The organism is Pseudomonas sp. BC42, assembly GCF_021560055.1.
Taxonomy (GTDB): domain Bacteria; phylum Pseudomonadota; class Gammaproteobacteria; order Pseudomonadales; family Pseudomonadaceae; genus Aquipseudomonas.
Map to the genome: position 1 here is coordinate 4,042,714 of NZ_CP091067.1, position 13,207 is coordinate 4,055,920.

Below are 13,207 nucleotides of genomic sequence, written 5' to 3' on the forward strand. Positions count from 1 at the left end.
CACCGACGAGCCCCGCGCCTGGATGAAAGTTTTTTTAGAATCCCGCCAGCGGTTTCTTGGCAAAATGCCCGCCTGTGTCACGAACCGCCAAGCAGGTAACGCCTATGACCCGCATTCTGACCATCGAAGACGACGCCGTGACGGCCCGGGAGATCGTCGCCGAACTGAGCAGCCACGGCCTCGACGTGGACTGGGTGGACAATGGCCGCGAAGGCCTGGTACGCGCCGTGAGCGGCGACTACGACCTGATCACCCTGGACCGCATGCTGCCGGAGCTGGACGGCCTGGCCATCGTCACCACCCTGCGCACCATCGGTGTGTCGACGCCGATCCTGATGATCAGCGCCCTCTCCGACGTCGACGAACGGGTGCGCGGCCTGCGGGCCGGCGGCGACGACTACCTGACCAAGCCCTTCGCCTCCGACGAGATGGCGGCCCGGGTCGAGGTGCTGCTGCGGCGCAAGAACACGGTCAAGGATTTCGCCACCAGCCTGCGGGTGGCCGACCTGGAGCTGAACCTGATCAGCCGCGAGGCGACCCGTGCCGACCAGTTGCTGAGCCTGCTGCCCACCGAGTACAAGCTGCTGGAATTCCTCATGCGCAACACCGGGCAGATCCTCTCGCGGATGATGATTTTCGAAGAGGTCTGGGGCTATCACTTCGACCCGGGGACCAACCTGATCGACGTGCACATCGGCCGCCTGCGCAAGAAGATCGACCCGCCTGGCATGACTCCGTTGATCCGCACCGTGCGAGGCTCGGGTTATGTCATTGCTGAACCCCTCTAAGGGCTGGCGCTCCTCCAGCAGCCGCCTGCTGGCCCTGTACAGCACGCTGTTCGTGGCCTGGAGCTGCATCCTCATGGGGGTGCTGTACTACGAGGTGTCCACCTACCTGGACAGCCTGGCCAAGCACTCGCTGATGCAGCGCCAGCACCTGTTCGCCCGCTTCGAAGGCGAGCAGCTGGTGGAAGCCCTGGCCACCAGCATGACCTTCGACATGCGCGCCATCGACGCCTATGGCCTGTTCGACGAGCAGCGCCGGCCCTTGAGCGGACCGATCCGCCAGATCCCCGACGACCTGCCCCTGGACGGCCAGATCCACGAGTTGAAGAACTGCATCGACTCCGACGACACGAGCCTGCCCCGGGACAGCTGCGACGCGGTGGCCACCCACACCCGCGACGGCCGCTGGCTGGTGCTGGTGCGCGACAACGGCTCGCTGTTCGCGGTGACCCGGATCATTCTTCACGCGCTGCTGTGGGGCATCTCCCTGACCATCATTCCCGGCGCCGCCGGCTGGCACCTGCTGCGCCGCCGTCCACTGCGGCGCATCCGCCAGATCCAGGCCAGCGCCGAAGCCATCGTCGCTGGCGACCTGACCCGGCGCCTGCCGCTGTCGGACCGGCGCGACGAACTGGACATGCTGGCGGCCATCGTCAACGCCATGCTCGAACGCATCGAGCGGCTGATGCATGAGGTCAAGGGCGTGTGCGACAACATCGCCCACGACCTGCGCACCCCGCTGACCCGCCTGCGGGCCCAGCTCTACCGCCTGCAGCAACAGGCCGAGGAAGGCTCGCCCCAGGCCCTGCAGATGGACCAGTTGCTGGCCGAGGCCGACACCTTGATGGCGCGCTTTCGCGGGTTGCTGCGCATCTCCGAACTGGAGGACCAGCAACGGCGTTCGGGCTTCCTCGAACTCGATCCGCTGCCGCTGCTTCAGGAGCTGTACGACTTCTACCTGCCCCTGGCCGAGGAAGGCCGCCTGACCCTGCAGCTCGACGTGCCGGCCAGCCTGCCCCGGCTGATCGGCGACCGCGCCCTGCTGTTCGAGGCCCTGGCCAACCTGCTGAGCAACTCGATCAAGTTCACCCCGCCGGGCGGCGAAGTGATACTGCGCGGCCTCGACGACGGCGGCAGCCCGCGCCTGGAAGTGCTGGACTCAGGCCCCGGCATTCCCCCGGCGGAACGGGCGGCGGTGTTCCGGCGCTTCTACCGGGTCGACGAAAGCAACGCCCAGGGCGGCTTTGGCCTGGGCCTGTCGATCGTTGCGGCGATTGTCAGCCTGCACGGCTTCAAGCTCGAAGTGGGCAGCAGCGAACGCGGCGGCGCGCGCCTGAGCCTGGATTGCCGGCCAAGCCTGATCGCCGACCACTGACCCACCCCATCCCTGTAGCCGCCGCTGAGCCCGCGAAGCTGCGAAAAGGTCCGCAGGACCTTGCCTGGCGATTTCCCGACGAACCTCCAGCGGGCTTCAACTCCCCGCGTCTCCTGAGGCAGAGTGCCGACCAAAGCGTTCGCAGCCTTCGGCAGCGGCTACAGGTGGCCCAGGGAGTTGCTGTCCAGCTCGTAGAGCAACTCGTCAATGAGCCGCAATACGTCGGCCTCGCTCTGCAGGGACTTGATGCGCAACCCGCTGACCACCAGATCGACCCGGCCACTGTCGGGCTCGAACACCCGCAGGGTCAGGGTGCCGTCGCCGGCATGGCTGAAACTGCAGGCCAGGGGCGCCAGGCGCTGTTCGATACAGGCGCGCCATTGGGCCTGGGTGAGCACCGCCGGTGCCTGATCGGTCACGGTGCCCTTGCTCTGTTCATCACCCATGCGGGCTGTCCTTGTGCTGTGGTTGTGCTCTGCCACAACCCCATTGACCGGACCTGTGGCGGCTCCAAGGGTAGAAAACACCCACCACGCAAAGAAGGCGCATTTGCACGGGTTGCCCTGGTGCATATGCACCAGTTCAGCGTCCCCGACTGCCGACCGTTCCGACGAACAGCCCGCGCTCCCGGGCCCAGACGATGGCTTCGCCCCGGCTGTGCACCCCGAGCTTGGAATACAGGGTGGCGACGTGGTTGCGCACGGTGTTGGGCGCCAGCTTCAACTGGGCGGCAATCTCTTTGTCTGCCAATCCCTGATAGATCAACCCCAGCACTTCCCGCTCGCGGGCCGTCAGGTCGGCAGAGGACACCCCAGGCGTGTCCCGGGCCTTGGGGCTTCTCACGTTGGCCAGCTTTTCGATCAGGGTTCGGCTGAACCAGGAGGCGTCGCGCATCACTTCCTCGATGGCGCCCACCAGCTCCAGTTCGGAGCGCTTGCGCTCGGTGATGTCCATCAGCACCAGCAGGTAACAGGGGCTGTCCTGGATAAGCACGGTGTCGGCGTAGGCCACGCAATCGATCAGCCCGGCGTTCTTCTGGCGCACCTTGAGGTCCAGGCCATCGACGTTGCCGGCCTTCTCCAGTTGACTGAACAGCTGGCTGGCCGCCGCGGCTTCGGCGATGAAGCCGATGGCCTCGACCTTCTTGCCCAGCAGTTCTTCGCTGCTGTAGCCGCAAGTGTTGAGAAAGGCCTCGTTGACGTCGACGATCTGCTGCTCGGCGCTGCACACCAGGGTCGGCACCGGGCTCAGTCGAAACGACTTGGCAAAACGCTCCTCGCTCTGGCGCAGGGCAATCTCGATCCTGCGCCGTGGCTCCAGGTCCATGAAGGAAAACAGCATGCAGTCTTCATCGTTGATGTCCAGGGGCTGGCCGGCGACGATCACCAGCTTGCTGCCGCCGTCCGGCAGGCGCAGCTCGGCCTGCATCTGCGGGATGGTCGCGCCCTGGCCCAGGCGCTCGATGGCCAGGTCCTTGTGCTCGGCGGCCTCCAGCACATCCAGCTCGTACACCGAACGGCCGATCACCTGGTCCCGGGCATAGCCGGTCATTTCCAGGAAGCCCTGGTTGACCTTGATGTAGCGCAAGTCGCCGAGGCGGCAGATCACCGCTGGCGCCGGGTTGGCGTTGAAGGTCTTCTCGAAGCGCTGCTCGGCGCCAGCCCAATCGCTGGCATCGCTGAGGATCAGCACCAGGGATTCCGGCGCGCCGCTGCGATCAGTGAGGATCATACTGCGCACCCGGTGCACCCAGTGCCGGGGTTCGCCGTCGATCTCGGCCTGTACCTCGACCACCACGTCGCTGAAGGTTTCCCCGGCGGCCACCCGGTTGATCGGGTAGGCCTCCAGGGCCAGGGGGTGATTGTTGCGGTAGCGCAAGGCATAGCGCCGGGCGTACTCGCGGACATTGGCCCCCAGCTCGCCGACCTCGCTCACTCCATGCATGGCCAGCGCCGCCTCATTGGCCCAGAGCAGGCTGCGGGCCTGGTCGGTTTCGATCAGGATCACCCCGTCGGACAGACCGGCGATGATCTGCTGCAACTGGCGGCGATTGGTTTCGGTAGCAAGGACGGCCTGGCTCATGGCATCTCCGGAAAAAGGGCGATGAAGCTACGACCACGCTCGTTCGCCATCGTGCCCCGGGCGCACTGGAGCACCCGGGCACCAGGCGTTAAGCTGCTGCGCCCGGTTCCGCCCATTCATCTGGAGTCAAGCATGATCACCATCCGTGAAGCCGACAGCCGCGATATCCAGGCGCTCAAGGCCATAGGTTGTGCCACCTACCGCGAGCACTTCGCGGCGATCTGGAGCGCTGCCGGCATGCAGCAGTTTCTCGACCAGGACTTCTCCGACGCCCACCTGCAAGCGTCCCTGGCCGCCCGGGACCGGCACCTGTGGCTGCTGGCCCTGGACCCGCAGCAGCAGCCCATGGGCTTTGCCAAGCTCAACTGGGGGCGGCCGGTTCCGGGCAGCGACCGCTGCGGGGCCGAGTTGCAGAAGATCTACCTGCTCAAGTCCCAGGCCGGCCAGGGCCATGGCCGGCGCCTGCTGGAGCAGGTGCTGCAACGGGCCAGCGCCGCCGGGGAATCCTGCCTGTGGCTGGACGTGCTCAAGAGCAACAGCGGCGCCCGGCGCTTTTATGAAAGCGCCGGACTGCGGCAGATCGGTGAAGTGCCCTTCAGCACCGACCTGGAACAGATCGGCATGTGGGTGATGGCCTGCGACCTGCCGCTGCCGCTGCCCCGGCCACCGGCCGAGGCTTGAACCCGGCTGCGGCCGTCCGCCCGGCGGCTACAGGCCCAGGGCCTTGAGGCGCCGGTACAGCGTGCGTTCGCTCAGGCCCAGGGCCTTGGCCAGTTCGCTGCGCGAGCCGTCGAAGACTTCCAGGGCATGGGCCAGTTGCTCCAGGTCCTTGCCGGCCCGGCGCCGGGTCACCGGGACCGGGGCCTGGGGACGGCGCAGTTCCGCCGGCAGGTCCTGCAGGCGGATCACCCCGTCATCGCTGAACAAGCGCGCCCGTTCGAGGATGTTGCGCAGCTCGCGGATATTGCCCGGGTAGGTGTACAGCTGCAGCTGTTCCAGGGCCTGGGGATCGACCCGCGGCACCACCCCGGGATCGAGGCGGCGCAGCAGGCTGTCGATCAGCAGCGGCAGGTCGTCGCTGCGTTCGCGCAGCGCCGGCAGGCGGATCGGGAAGGCGCTGATGCGGTAGTACAGGTCCTGGCGGAAGCTGCCGGCGGCGACCATTTCCTTGAGCGGCTTGTGGGTGGCCGCCACCAGGCGAAAATCCGAGTGCACGGTGCGCAGGCTGCCCACTGGGCGGAAGCTGCCGGACTCGATCAGGCGCAGCAGCTTGACCTGCATGGCCAGGGGCACCTCGCCGATTTCATCGAGAAACAGGGTGCCGCCGTGGGCCGCTTCCGCCAGGCCGATCTTGCGTTGCAGGGCGCCGGTAAAGGCGCCCTTTTCATAGCCGAACAGTTCGCTTTCCAGCAGGGTTTCGGTGAGCCCGGTGCAGTCCACCACCACCAGCGGCCCGCTGGCCCTGGGGCTGCCGTCGTGCAGGGCCCGGGCGAACAGCTCCTTGCCGGTGCCGGACTCGCCCTGCAACAACACCGGGATCGGCGCCGGAGCCGCCCGCTGCAAGGCGCTCAGGGCTTCATTGAAGGCCGGCGAGCGTCCCACCAGGCCTTTCTGCTGGGGCTGCACCGAAGCCACCGCCACCGAACTCAAGCGCTCGACGTAGGCCACCACGGTGCCGGCCTCGCCGATGATCGGCCGCAGTTCCACGTCCACGTGCTCCGGGCCGCGAGGCGTGTGATGGATGTGCAGCATGCGCTCCGGCACCCGGCTGTCATGGGCCTTGCGCATCGGGCAATGCTCGCCGGCCTGATCGCAGGGCACGGCGAACTGGTGGGAGACGCGGTAGCACTTGGCGCCGACGTGGGGCTTGCCGGCCACGCCGAACTGACGCTGGTAGGCGGTGTTGGCGGCGATGATGTTGTAGTCGGTGTCGAGCACGATGGTCGGTTGCGGATCGTGTTCGAGGTAGGACACCAGGGCAGACATGGACGGCTGGGCAAGGTCGGTGGCGATCAGGGACATGGGCAACTCCGGGGCAGTGGCGGCAGCTTAAAGCACGCCGCGGCTTTCTGCCATTTTCTGCCACAAACTGCCAAACAACTGCCAAATGACGTTGGCAGTCGCGGCGCAAAACGCCTGATGGCAGCCTCTGCGGCCTTCTACTTCAATGAACAGGTGGCCAATCCGGGTGTTTGAGGTTGGCACGTTTATTGACAGTCCAAGGGACGAGCGACAGCGCAGACTGTCCTCACCTTCATTGCCTGGAGTGCCCCATGATCATCAGCGACACGCTGCGTGTAGAAGCCTTTTTCGACAGTCAGACCTGGACCATCAGCTACCTGGTGATGGACCAGGCCAGCCGCCGCTGCGCGCTGATCGACAGCGTGCTGGACTACGACCCGAAATCCGGCCGCACCCGCACCGAGTCCGCCGACCGCCTGATCGCCCGGGTGCGCGAGCTGGACGCCCGTGTCGACTGGATCCTGGAAACCCACGTGCACGCCGATCACCTGTCCGCCGCGGCCTACCTCAAGGACCAGCTGGGGGCCCGGGTGGCCATCGGCAATCAGATCACCCGGGTGCAGAAAGTCTTCGGCGCGCTGTTCAACGAGGCCCCGAGCTTTGCCCGCGACGGCAGCCAGTTCGACGTGCTGCTGGAAGACGGCGCCGAATTCGCCATCGGCGGCCTCGGCGCCCGCGCCCTGCACACCCCGGGGCACACCCCGGCCTGCATGACCTACCTGGTGCAGGTCGGCGATGAGTGCGTGGCCTTTGTCGGCGATACCCTGTTCATGCCCGACTACGGCACCGCCCGCTGCGACTTCCCCGGGGCCGATGCGCGGACCCTGTACCGCTCCATCGGCAAGATCCTCGCCCTGCCCCCACAGACCCGGCTGTTCATGTGCCACGACTACCTGCCCAACGGCCGCGAGCTGCAATACATGACCACCGTCGCCGAGCAGCGCGCCAACAACATCCACATCCATCAGGGCGTCGACGAAGACAGCTTCGTGAAGATGCGCGAAGCCCGTGACGCGACCCTGGACATGCCGGTGCTGATCCTGCCTTCGGTGCAGGTCAACATGCGCAGCGGGCAGTTTCCCGAGCCCGAAGACAACGGCGTGAGCTACCTGAAGATTCCCCTGAACACCCTATAACGATTAACGACTCCACACGGAGACCTTGCCATGCGTCCCTTCAACCCGGCCCTGCGCCCCGTCGACGGCAGCCACCAGGTGCTGATCGTCGGTGGCGGTGCCGCCGGCATCGCCGTTGCCGCCAGCCTCTTGACCCGCGATCCGCACCTGGACGTGGCCCTTATCGACCCCGCCCAGCACCACTATTACCAACCCGGCTGGACCCTGGTGGGCGCCGGGGTGTTCAGCGCCGCGTCCACCGAACGGACCATGGCCGAGCTGATTCCCCAGGGCGTCAAGTGGATCCAGCGCGCGGTCAGCCAGTTCGAACCGCAACACAATGCCCTGGTGCTGGACAACGGCCACGTGCTGGCCTACGACCAGTTGATCGTCTGCCCCGGGCTCAAGCTCGACTGGGCGGCCATCGACGGCCTGCCCCAGGCCCTGGGCAACCACGGCGTGACCTCCAACTACCGCTACGACCTGGCACCCTACACCTGGCAACAGGTGCAGCAGCTGCAACAGGGCGAGGCGCTGTTCAGCCAACCGCCGATGCCGATCAAGTGCGCCGGCGCGCCGCAGAAAGCCATGTACCTGTCCTGCGACCACTGGCGGCGCCACGGTCGCCTGGGGGCGATCAAGCCGCGCTTCCTGAATGCCGGCGGCGTGCTGTTCGGCGTGGCCGACTATGTGCCGGCGCTGATGGAATACGTGAAGAAATACGCCATCGAGCTGGATTTCGGCCACAACCTGGTGGCGGTGAACGGCCCGGCGCAGCGCGCGACCTTCGTCCGCACCCTGGCCGACGGCCGCCAGGAAACCCTGGAGCGCGCCTTCGACCTGCTGCACGTGGTGCCGCCGCAATGCGCCCCGGATTTCATCCGCCACAGCCCGCTGGCGGACGCCGCCGGCTGGATCGACGTCGATCCCCACAGCCTGCGCCACAGGCGTTTCGTCAACATCCACGGCCTGGGCGACGCCACCAATACCAGCAACGCCAAGACCGCCGCCGCGGCGCGCAAGCAGGCGCCGGTGGTGGCCAACAACGTGCTGGTGGCCCTCAAGCGCCTGACCCGGCTGGCCGCCTATGACGGCTACGGCTCCTGCCCGCTGACCGTGGAACGGGGCAAGATCGTCCTCGCCGAATTCACCTACGGCGGCAAGCTGGCGCCGAGCTTTCCGCGCTGGCTGCTGGACGGCCGCCAGCCGACCCGCCGCGCCTGGTGGCTGAAGGAACGGATTCTGCCGCCGCTGTACTGGCGCGGCATGCTCAAGGGCCATGAATGGCTGGCGCAACCGACCCAGGCCACGGACACCCCGAAGACATGAATGAACACAGTCTTTTGGGCGCTGGGCTGGGGGCGGTCATTGGCGCGATCCTGGCGCTGACCGGAGCCGGCGGCGGCATCCTCGCGGTGCCATTGCTGGTGTTCGGCCTGGGCTTGAGCATGGTCGAGGCCGCCCCTATCGGCCTGCTGGCGGTGGGTCTGGCCGCCAGCGTCGGCGCGGTGCTGGGCCTGCGCCAGGGCATCGTGCGCTACCGTGCGGCGGGGTTTGTCGCCAGCATCGGCATCCTCATGGCGCCGCTGGGGCTGTGGCTGGCCCACCGCCTGCCCAACCTGCCCCTGGCCCTGCTGTTTTCCCTGGTGCTGCTGTATGCCTGCGGACGTATCCTGCGCAAGGCCAGCCTGGAATTGAAACAGGGCCGGGCGGCGCCGCGCCCGGCGTTCCTGCCCTGCGTGCTCAACCCGGCCCAGGGCCGCCTGCGCTGGACCCTGCCCTGCGCCCGGGCACTGACCTTCACCGGCATGCTCTCGGGGCTACTGTCGGGGTTGCTCGGCGTGGGCGGCGGCTTCGTGATCATCCCGGCCCTGAGCCGCTACACCAACCTGGACAGCAAGAGTATCGTCGCCACCTCCTTGGCGGTGATTGCCCTGGTGTCCCTGGGCAGCGTGGTGACCGCCAGCCTCAGCGGGGTGATGCACTGGGCGGTGGGCGCACCCTTTGCCCTGGGCGCGGTAGTGGGCCTGGTGCTGGGCCGTCAGGTGGCCAGCCACCTGGCCGGGCCGCGCCTGCAACAACTGTTCGCCGTCACCGGCATGCTGGCGGCGCTGCTGCTGGCGGGCGGGGCCCTGGGCTGGCTGTCCCATTGAGGTCCTTGCGCCGGCCAGCCGGCTCCCACAACAACAGTTACACGGCAGCTGTCGCCGCTGACTTGCCAGCGAAGGCGTCACCACCGACGCCGCGCTTCCAAGGTGGAACAACAGGGCCATGCAGAGGAAATCCCCATGCTCTTTGATGCCGTACATTTCACCCCGGGCTCGGCCCTGGCCGGAGGCGCGCTGATCGGCCTGGCGGCCGGGCTGTTGATCGTCGCCAACGGGCGCATCGCCGGAATCAGCGGCCTGCTCGGCAGCCTGCTGCAACCGGGCAGCGACGGCTGGGGCGAAAAGGCCCTGTTCATCCTCGGGCTGTTGCTGGCGCCCCTGCTCTGGGGCCTGTTTCACGCCCTGCCGGTCGCCGAGTTCCAGGGCGGTCCGCTCGGCCTGATCGGCGCCGGCCTGCTGGTGGGCATCGGCACCCGCTATGGCGCCGGTTGCACCAGCGGCCACGGGGTCTGCGGCATTTCCCGGCTGTCGCCACGCTCGCTCGTCGCCACCCTGTGCTTCATGGGCACCGGCTTCGCCACGGTCTGGGTGTTGCGCCACGGACTGGGGCTGCTGCCATGAGAAAACTCAGCGCATTTTTTGCCGGCCTGCTGTTCGGCATCGGCCTGCTGCTGGCAGGCATGGCCAATCCGGCCAAGGTCCTGGGCTTTCTCGACCTGGCCGGCCGCTGGGATCCGTCCCTGGCGCTGGTGATGCTCGGCGCCATCGCCGTGGCCTGGTGGCCTTTCCATTGGGCCATGGGCCGCTCGCGCTCGCTGCTCGGGGCGCCCATGCAGATCCCCGCCAAGCGCAATGTCGATCGACGCCTGATCGGCGGCAGCCTGCTGTTCGGCATCGGCTGGGGCATCGCCGGGATCTGCCCGGGACCGGCCCTGGTGCTGTTGCCGGGGGGCCACTGGCAAGCCTGGGTATTCGTCCTGGCCATGCTCCTGGGCATGCTGCTGTTCCAGCGCCTGGAGGCCCGTCGGCAGCCCTGAACAGCACTGCTACGAGGGAAACCACCAGGGAAATATTGGCCTCTGCCGAACCAGCGCTTAGGTGGCGACCATGACCTGGACCCATGCCCCACCAGGAGTGCGCCATGTCCACCGCCCAGTCCCTTGAACTCTGTTTCTGGCACAAGATCGGCCGCTACGCCTCGCGCATCGGCCGGGCCCTGATCCAGAAAGCCCTGTGGCTCTACTACGCCGCGCAACGACCGCAAACCCCGATCTGGGCCAAGACCACCATCTACGCCGCCCTGGGTTACTTCGTGCTGCCGCTGGACCTGATCCCCGACCTGATTCCCGGGGCCGGGTACGTGGATGACCTCGGCCTGTTGACCGGCTCGGTGGTGACGGTGGCCGCCCACATCAACGCCGAGGTCCGGGAGCAAGCCAGCGCACGCCTGGCCGACTGGTTCGGCAGTGAGCCGCAATGAACCGGAGGGCGGCGCCTGGGTGCGCACTCGACTCACCAGGGCGCTGCGGCAGCCCGGCCAGAGTCGCCGCCCGGCTCACCGCGCCTGCGTGTCCAGGGCATAGAACTCCTGCAGCTTGGCCTGCAGCAGTTGCTTGTCCGGCAACTGGGTCCGGTACTCGGCGATCAACGCCGGAGACAGCGAACGGTTGAGGGCATATTCCACCACCTCGTCTTCCTTGCTGGCACACAGCAGCACGCCCAGGGCCGGTTTTTCGTGGGGTTTGCGCACCTGACGATCCAGGGCCTTCAGGTAGAAGCCCAGCTTGCCCAGGTACTCCGGTTCGAAGCGCCCGACCTTGAGTTCAACGGCCACCAGGCAATTCAACCCACGATGGAACAGCAGCAGATCCAGGACGAAATCGCGCCCGCCAACCTGCAAGGGGTAGCCCGAAGCGACAAAGCAGAAGTCGCGGCCCATCTCGATCAGAAAATCCTTGAGTTGACGCACCAGCCCCTGATGCAGATCGGCCTCGTCATGCCCCGGGGGCAGGTCGAGAAACTCCACCATGTAGGCATCCTTGAAGACCTTCAGGGCCTCGGGACGGGCCTGTTTCAAGGTGGCCGTGGCATTGGCCGGGTGGCTCAGCGTGCGTTCGAACAGCGCGGATTTGATCTGCCGTTCCAACTCGCGCCTCGACCAGTGCTCCTGGATCGCCAAGCGCAGGTAGAACTCACGCTCACGTGGCCCTTTGCTCTGCCCCATCACCACCAGATGGTGGCTCCAGGACAATTGTCGCACCAGTGGTGCGACTTTCTCGTCATCGCGATAGGCCTCATAAAACTGCCGCATGCGAAACAGGTTGGCCCGGGTAAACCCCCGCAGCCCCGGCTGCTGCCGCGCCAGGTAATCGGCCAATTGCTGGACCACGCCATCACCCCATTCCGCCGCCTCGAGCTTGCGGCTGATATAGGCCCCAACCTGCCAATACAGTTCCACCAGTTCAGTGTTCACCGCCCGCACCGCCCGTTGCCGCGCGGCGCTGATCATATGCGCCACTTCGCCAAATGCCACATCGGTGGGGTTAATTGCCGCTTCAGCCTTTTGCTTCATAACGCACGCCCGCTTGCTGGGAGACAGGCCCCCATGATCCCGTGGCTCGCCATGGGCCTGAAGTCAGGCCTGTCTCTTTGTGTTGAGCGAAACGTCCTGATTTGCGCGCGTTAAACAGCCCCGTCAGCCGGGCATGCAACTGAAGTCGTGGGTGCTGGCCACCTGCTTGCCCTGGGCGTCATACAAGCGCGCCGACACCTCGCTGCCCAGGCTCGACTCCACCAGTTTGTAATGCTCGCCGGCCTTGAAGCCGCTGTAGCTGAGGTGGCCGTTGCAGTCTTGCTGGTTGGAATCACCGACGCTCTCTTCAAACAGGGTCACGTCCAGGCGATGAGTGCCGGGCTTGACCTGAAAATAACGCCCGTCGTCGACCTTGTGCCCATCCACCCGTTCGGCCATCAGGTCGTTGGAACCCTCTTCCTGCAAGCCGATCCAGGCCTCGCTGGGGTCGGGCTGGGGCATGGGGCCAGCGCAGGCAGAAAGCAGGCACACCAGGCCCAGGGCAGGAATCAGCAGCAGCGGTTTAAATGTCATGACGCAGTACCTCGACAGTCGAAAAAAGGCGTTTACAGGCAACTGAACGGCTGGCTCCGGGCCACTGGCCGGCCCTGGGCATCCACCAGGGCGACGCTCACGTCCTGGCCCTGGCTCGACTCCAGCAGTTGGTAATGCCCACCCGCCTTGAACCCTGCGTAGTCCAGGCGTCCCAGGCACTCGGGCTGCGCCGAGTTGCCGTTGGCCCCTTGCAACAGGGCCATCTGCAAGCGGTGCTGGCCCGGGCTGACCTGAAAGTAGCGGCCATCGTTCAGGCGCTTGCCGTCGACGCTGTCGGCCAGCAAATCGTTGGGCGACTCCGCGGAAAGATCGATCCAGGCCTGCTGCGGATCGGCCTTGGGCACGGGCCCGGCACAGGCCGAGAGCAGGCACGCCAGGCCCAGGCCCGGCAGCAGCAACAGCGGTTTGAGGGACATGAAAAAACCTCGCAAGTGACAGAAACAGGTGCGACGCCGGCCGGAAAAAATCGGCTGCGTCGATGGCCATCAAGCTTGTCGAGGCCCGGGCGCGAGAACAAATGAATCCACATGAAAGGAAATTCAGGCCTTACCTAAAACTTCCTTCACCTGGCTGAAAGCCGCGTGTTAGGTGGG

General features: G+C 66.5%; 15 protein-coding genes. 9 read left to right on the forward strand and 6 right to left on the reverse strand.

The features are described from left to right. Positions 1 to 104 precede the first annotated feature (104 nt). Complete coding sequence (locus L1O02_RS17970; protein ID WP_060838882.1) at positions 105 to 788, forward strand: response regulator transcription factor; 684 nt, start codon at positions 105 to 107, stop codon at positions 786 to 788. After that, on the forward strand, positions 766 to 2,160 hold the full coding sequence (locus tag L1O02_RS17975) for a HAMP domain-containing sensor histidine kinase (protein ID WP_060838881.1): 1,395 nt from the start codon (positions 766 to 768) through the stop codon (positions 2,158 to 2,160). The genes L1O02_RS17970 and L1O02_RS17975 overlap by 23 nt, the downstream gene beginning before the upstream one ends. Before the next feature lie 158 nt (positions 2,161 to 2,318). Here the strand turns inward: L1O02_RS17975 and L1O02_RS17980 are convergent, their stop codons facing one another. Then, on the reverse strand, positions 2,319 to 2,606 hold the full coding sequence (locus L1O02_RS17980) for a DUF1652 domain-containing protein (RefSeq protein WP_060838880.1): 288 nt from the start codon (positions 2,604 to 2,606) through the stop codon (positions 2,319 to 2,321). A gap of 136 nt (positions 2,607 to 2,742) precedes the next feature. Further along, on the reverse strand, positions 2,743 to 4,242 hold the full coding sequence (locus L1O02_RS17985) for a helix-turn-helix transcriptional regulator (RefSeq protein ID WP_108543140.1): 1,500 nt from the start codon (positions 4,240 to 4,242) through the stop codon (positions 2,743 to 2,745). 132 nt (positions 4,243 to 4,374) lie between these two features. Between L1O02_RS17985 and L1O02_RS17990 the strand changes: the two genes are divergently transcribed. Continuing rightward, positions 4,375 to 4,923 carry an N-acetyltransferase gene (locus L1O02_RS17990; RefSeq protein WP_108543138.1) on the forward strand — a complete coding sequence of 183 codons (549 nt, stop codon included), beginning with the start codon at positions 4,375 to 4,377 and terminating at the stop codon, positions 4,921 to 4,923. Between the two features lie 27 nt (positions 4,924 to 4,950). Here the strand turns inward: L1O02_RS17990 and L1O02_RS17995 are convergent, their stop codons facing one another. Further along, complete coding sequence (locus tag L1O02_RS17995) at positions 4,951 to 6,264, reverse strand: sigma 54-interacting transcriptional regulator (protein ID WP_060838877.1); 1,314 nt, start codon at positions 6,262 to 6,264, stop codon at positions 4,951 to 4,953. A 251-nt stretch (positions 6,265 to 6,515) separates the two neighbouring features. Here L1O02_RS17995 and L1O02_RS18000 point away from each other — a divergent pair, with 251 nt between their 5' ends. The 6 genes from L1O02_RS18000 (at position 6,516) to L1O02_RS18025 (ending at position 10,967) form a co-directional block, all read left to right on the forward strand. Beyond that, positions 6,516 to 7,400, forward strand: coding sequence for an MBL fold metallo-hydrolase (locus L1O02_RS18000; protein ID WP_060838876.1), 885 nt, complete (start codon positions 6,516 to 6,518; stop codon positions 7,398 to 7,400). Positions 7,401 to 7,430: 30 nt separating this feature from the next. Then, a complete protein-coding gene (locus L1O02_RS18005) occupies positions 7,431 to 8,708 on the forward strand; it encodes an FAD/NAD(P)-binding oxidoreductase (protein WP_108543134.1) in 1,278 nt (425 codons plus the stop codon). Beyond that, entirely contained in the window at positions 8,705 to 9,532 is an 828-nt protein-coding gene (locus tag L1O02_RS18010) for a sulfite exporter TauE/SafE family protein (RefSeq protein WP_060838874.1), read from the forward strand. The genes L1O02_RS18005 and L1O02_RS18010 overlap by 4 nt, the downstream gene beginning before the upstream one ends. A gap of 135 nt (positions 9,533 to 9,667) precedes the next feature. Then, positions 9,668 to 10,108 (forward strand): YeeE/YedE, encoded by a 441-nt coding sequence (locus L1O02_RS18015; RefSeq protein ID WP_108543132.1) that lies wholly within the window; start codon positions 9,668 to 9,670, stop codon positions 10,106 to 10,108. Then, the gene (locus tag L1O02_RS18020; RefSeq protein WP_060838872.1) at positions 10,105 to 10,524 is read left to right on the forward strand and encodes a DUF6691 family protein; all 420 of its coding nucleotides are present in this window, start codon (positions 10,105 to 10,107) and stop codon (positions 10,522 to 10,524) included. Before L1O02_RS18015 ends, L1O02_RS18020 begins: the two co-directional genes overlap by 4 nt. Before the next feature lie 104 nt (positions 10,525 to 10,628). Next, positions 10,629 to 10,967 (forward strand): YkvA family protein, encoded by a 339-nt coding sequence (locus tag L1O02_RS18025; RefSeq protein WP_060838871.1) that lies wholly within the window; start codon positions 10,629 to 10,631, stop codon positions 10,965 to 10,967. Between the two features lie 75 nt (positions 10,968 to 11,042). Here the strand turns inward: L1O02_RS18025 and L1O02_RS18030 are convergent, their stop codons facing one another. The 3 genes from L1O02_RS18030 to L1O02_RS18040 all read right to left on the reverse strand — a co-directional run bounded on the left by L1O02_RS18030 (position 11,043) and on the right by L1O02_RS18040 (position 13,030). Further along, positions 11,043 to 12,059: a PDDEXK nuclease domain-containing protein gene (locus L1O02_RS18030; protein ID WP_060838870.1), complete on the reverse strand. Its 1,017-nt coding sequence runs from the start codon at positions 12,057 to 12,059 to the stop codon at positions 11,043 to 11,045. Positions 12,060 to 12,182: 123 nt separating this feature from the next. Next, on the reverse strand, positions 12,183 to 12,593 hold the full coding sequence (locus tag L1O02_RS18035; protein WP_060838869.1) for a hypothetical protein: 411 nt from the start codon (positions 12,591 to 12,593) through the stop codon (positions 12,183 to 12,185). A gap of 32 nt (positions 12,594 to 12,625) precedes the next feature. After that, positions 12,626 to 13,030 (reverse strand): hypothetical protein, encoded by a 405-nt coding sequence (locus tag L1O02_RS18040; protein WP_108543130.1) that lies wholly within the window; start codon positions 13,028 to 13,030, stop codon positions 12,626 to 12,628. Between the last annotated feature and the right edge of the window lie 177 nt (positions 13,031 to 13,207).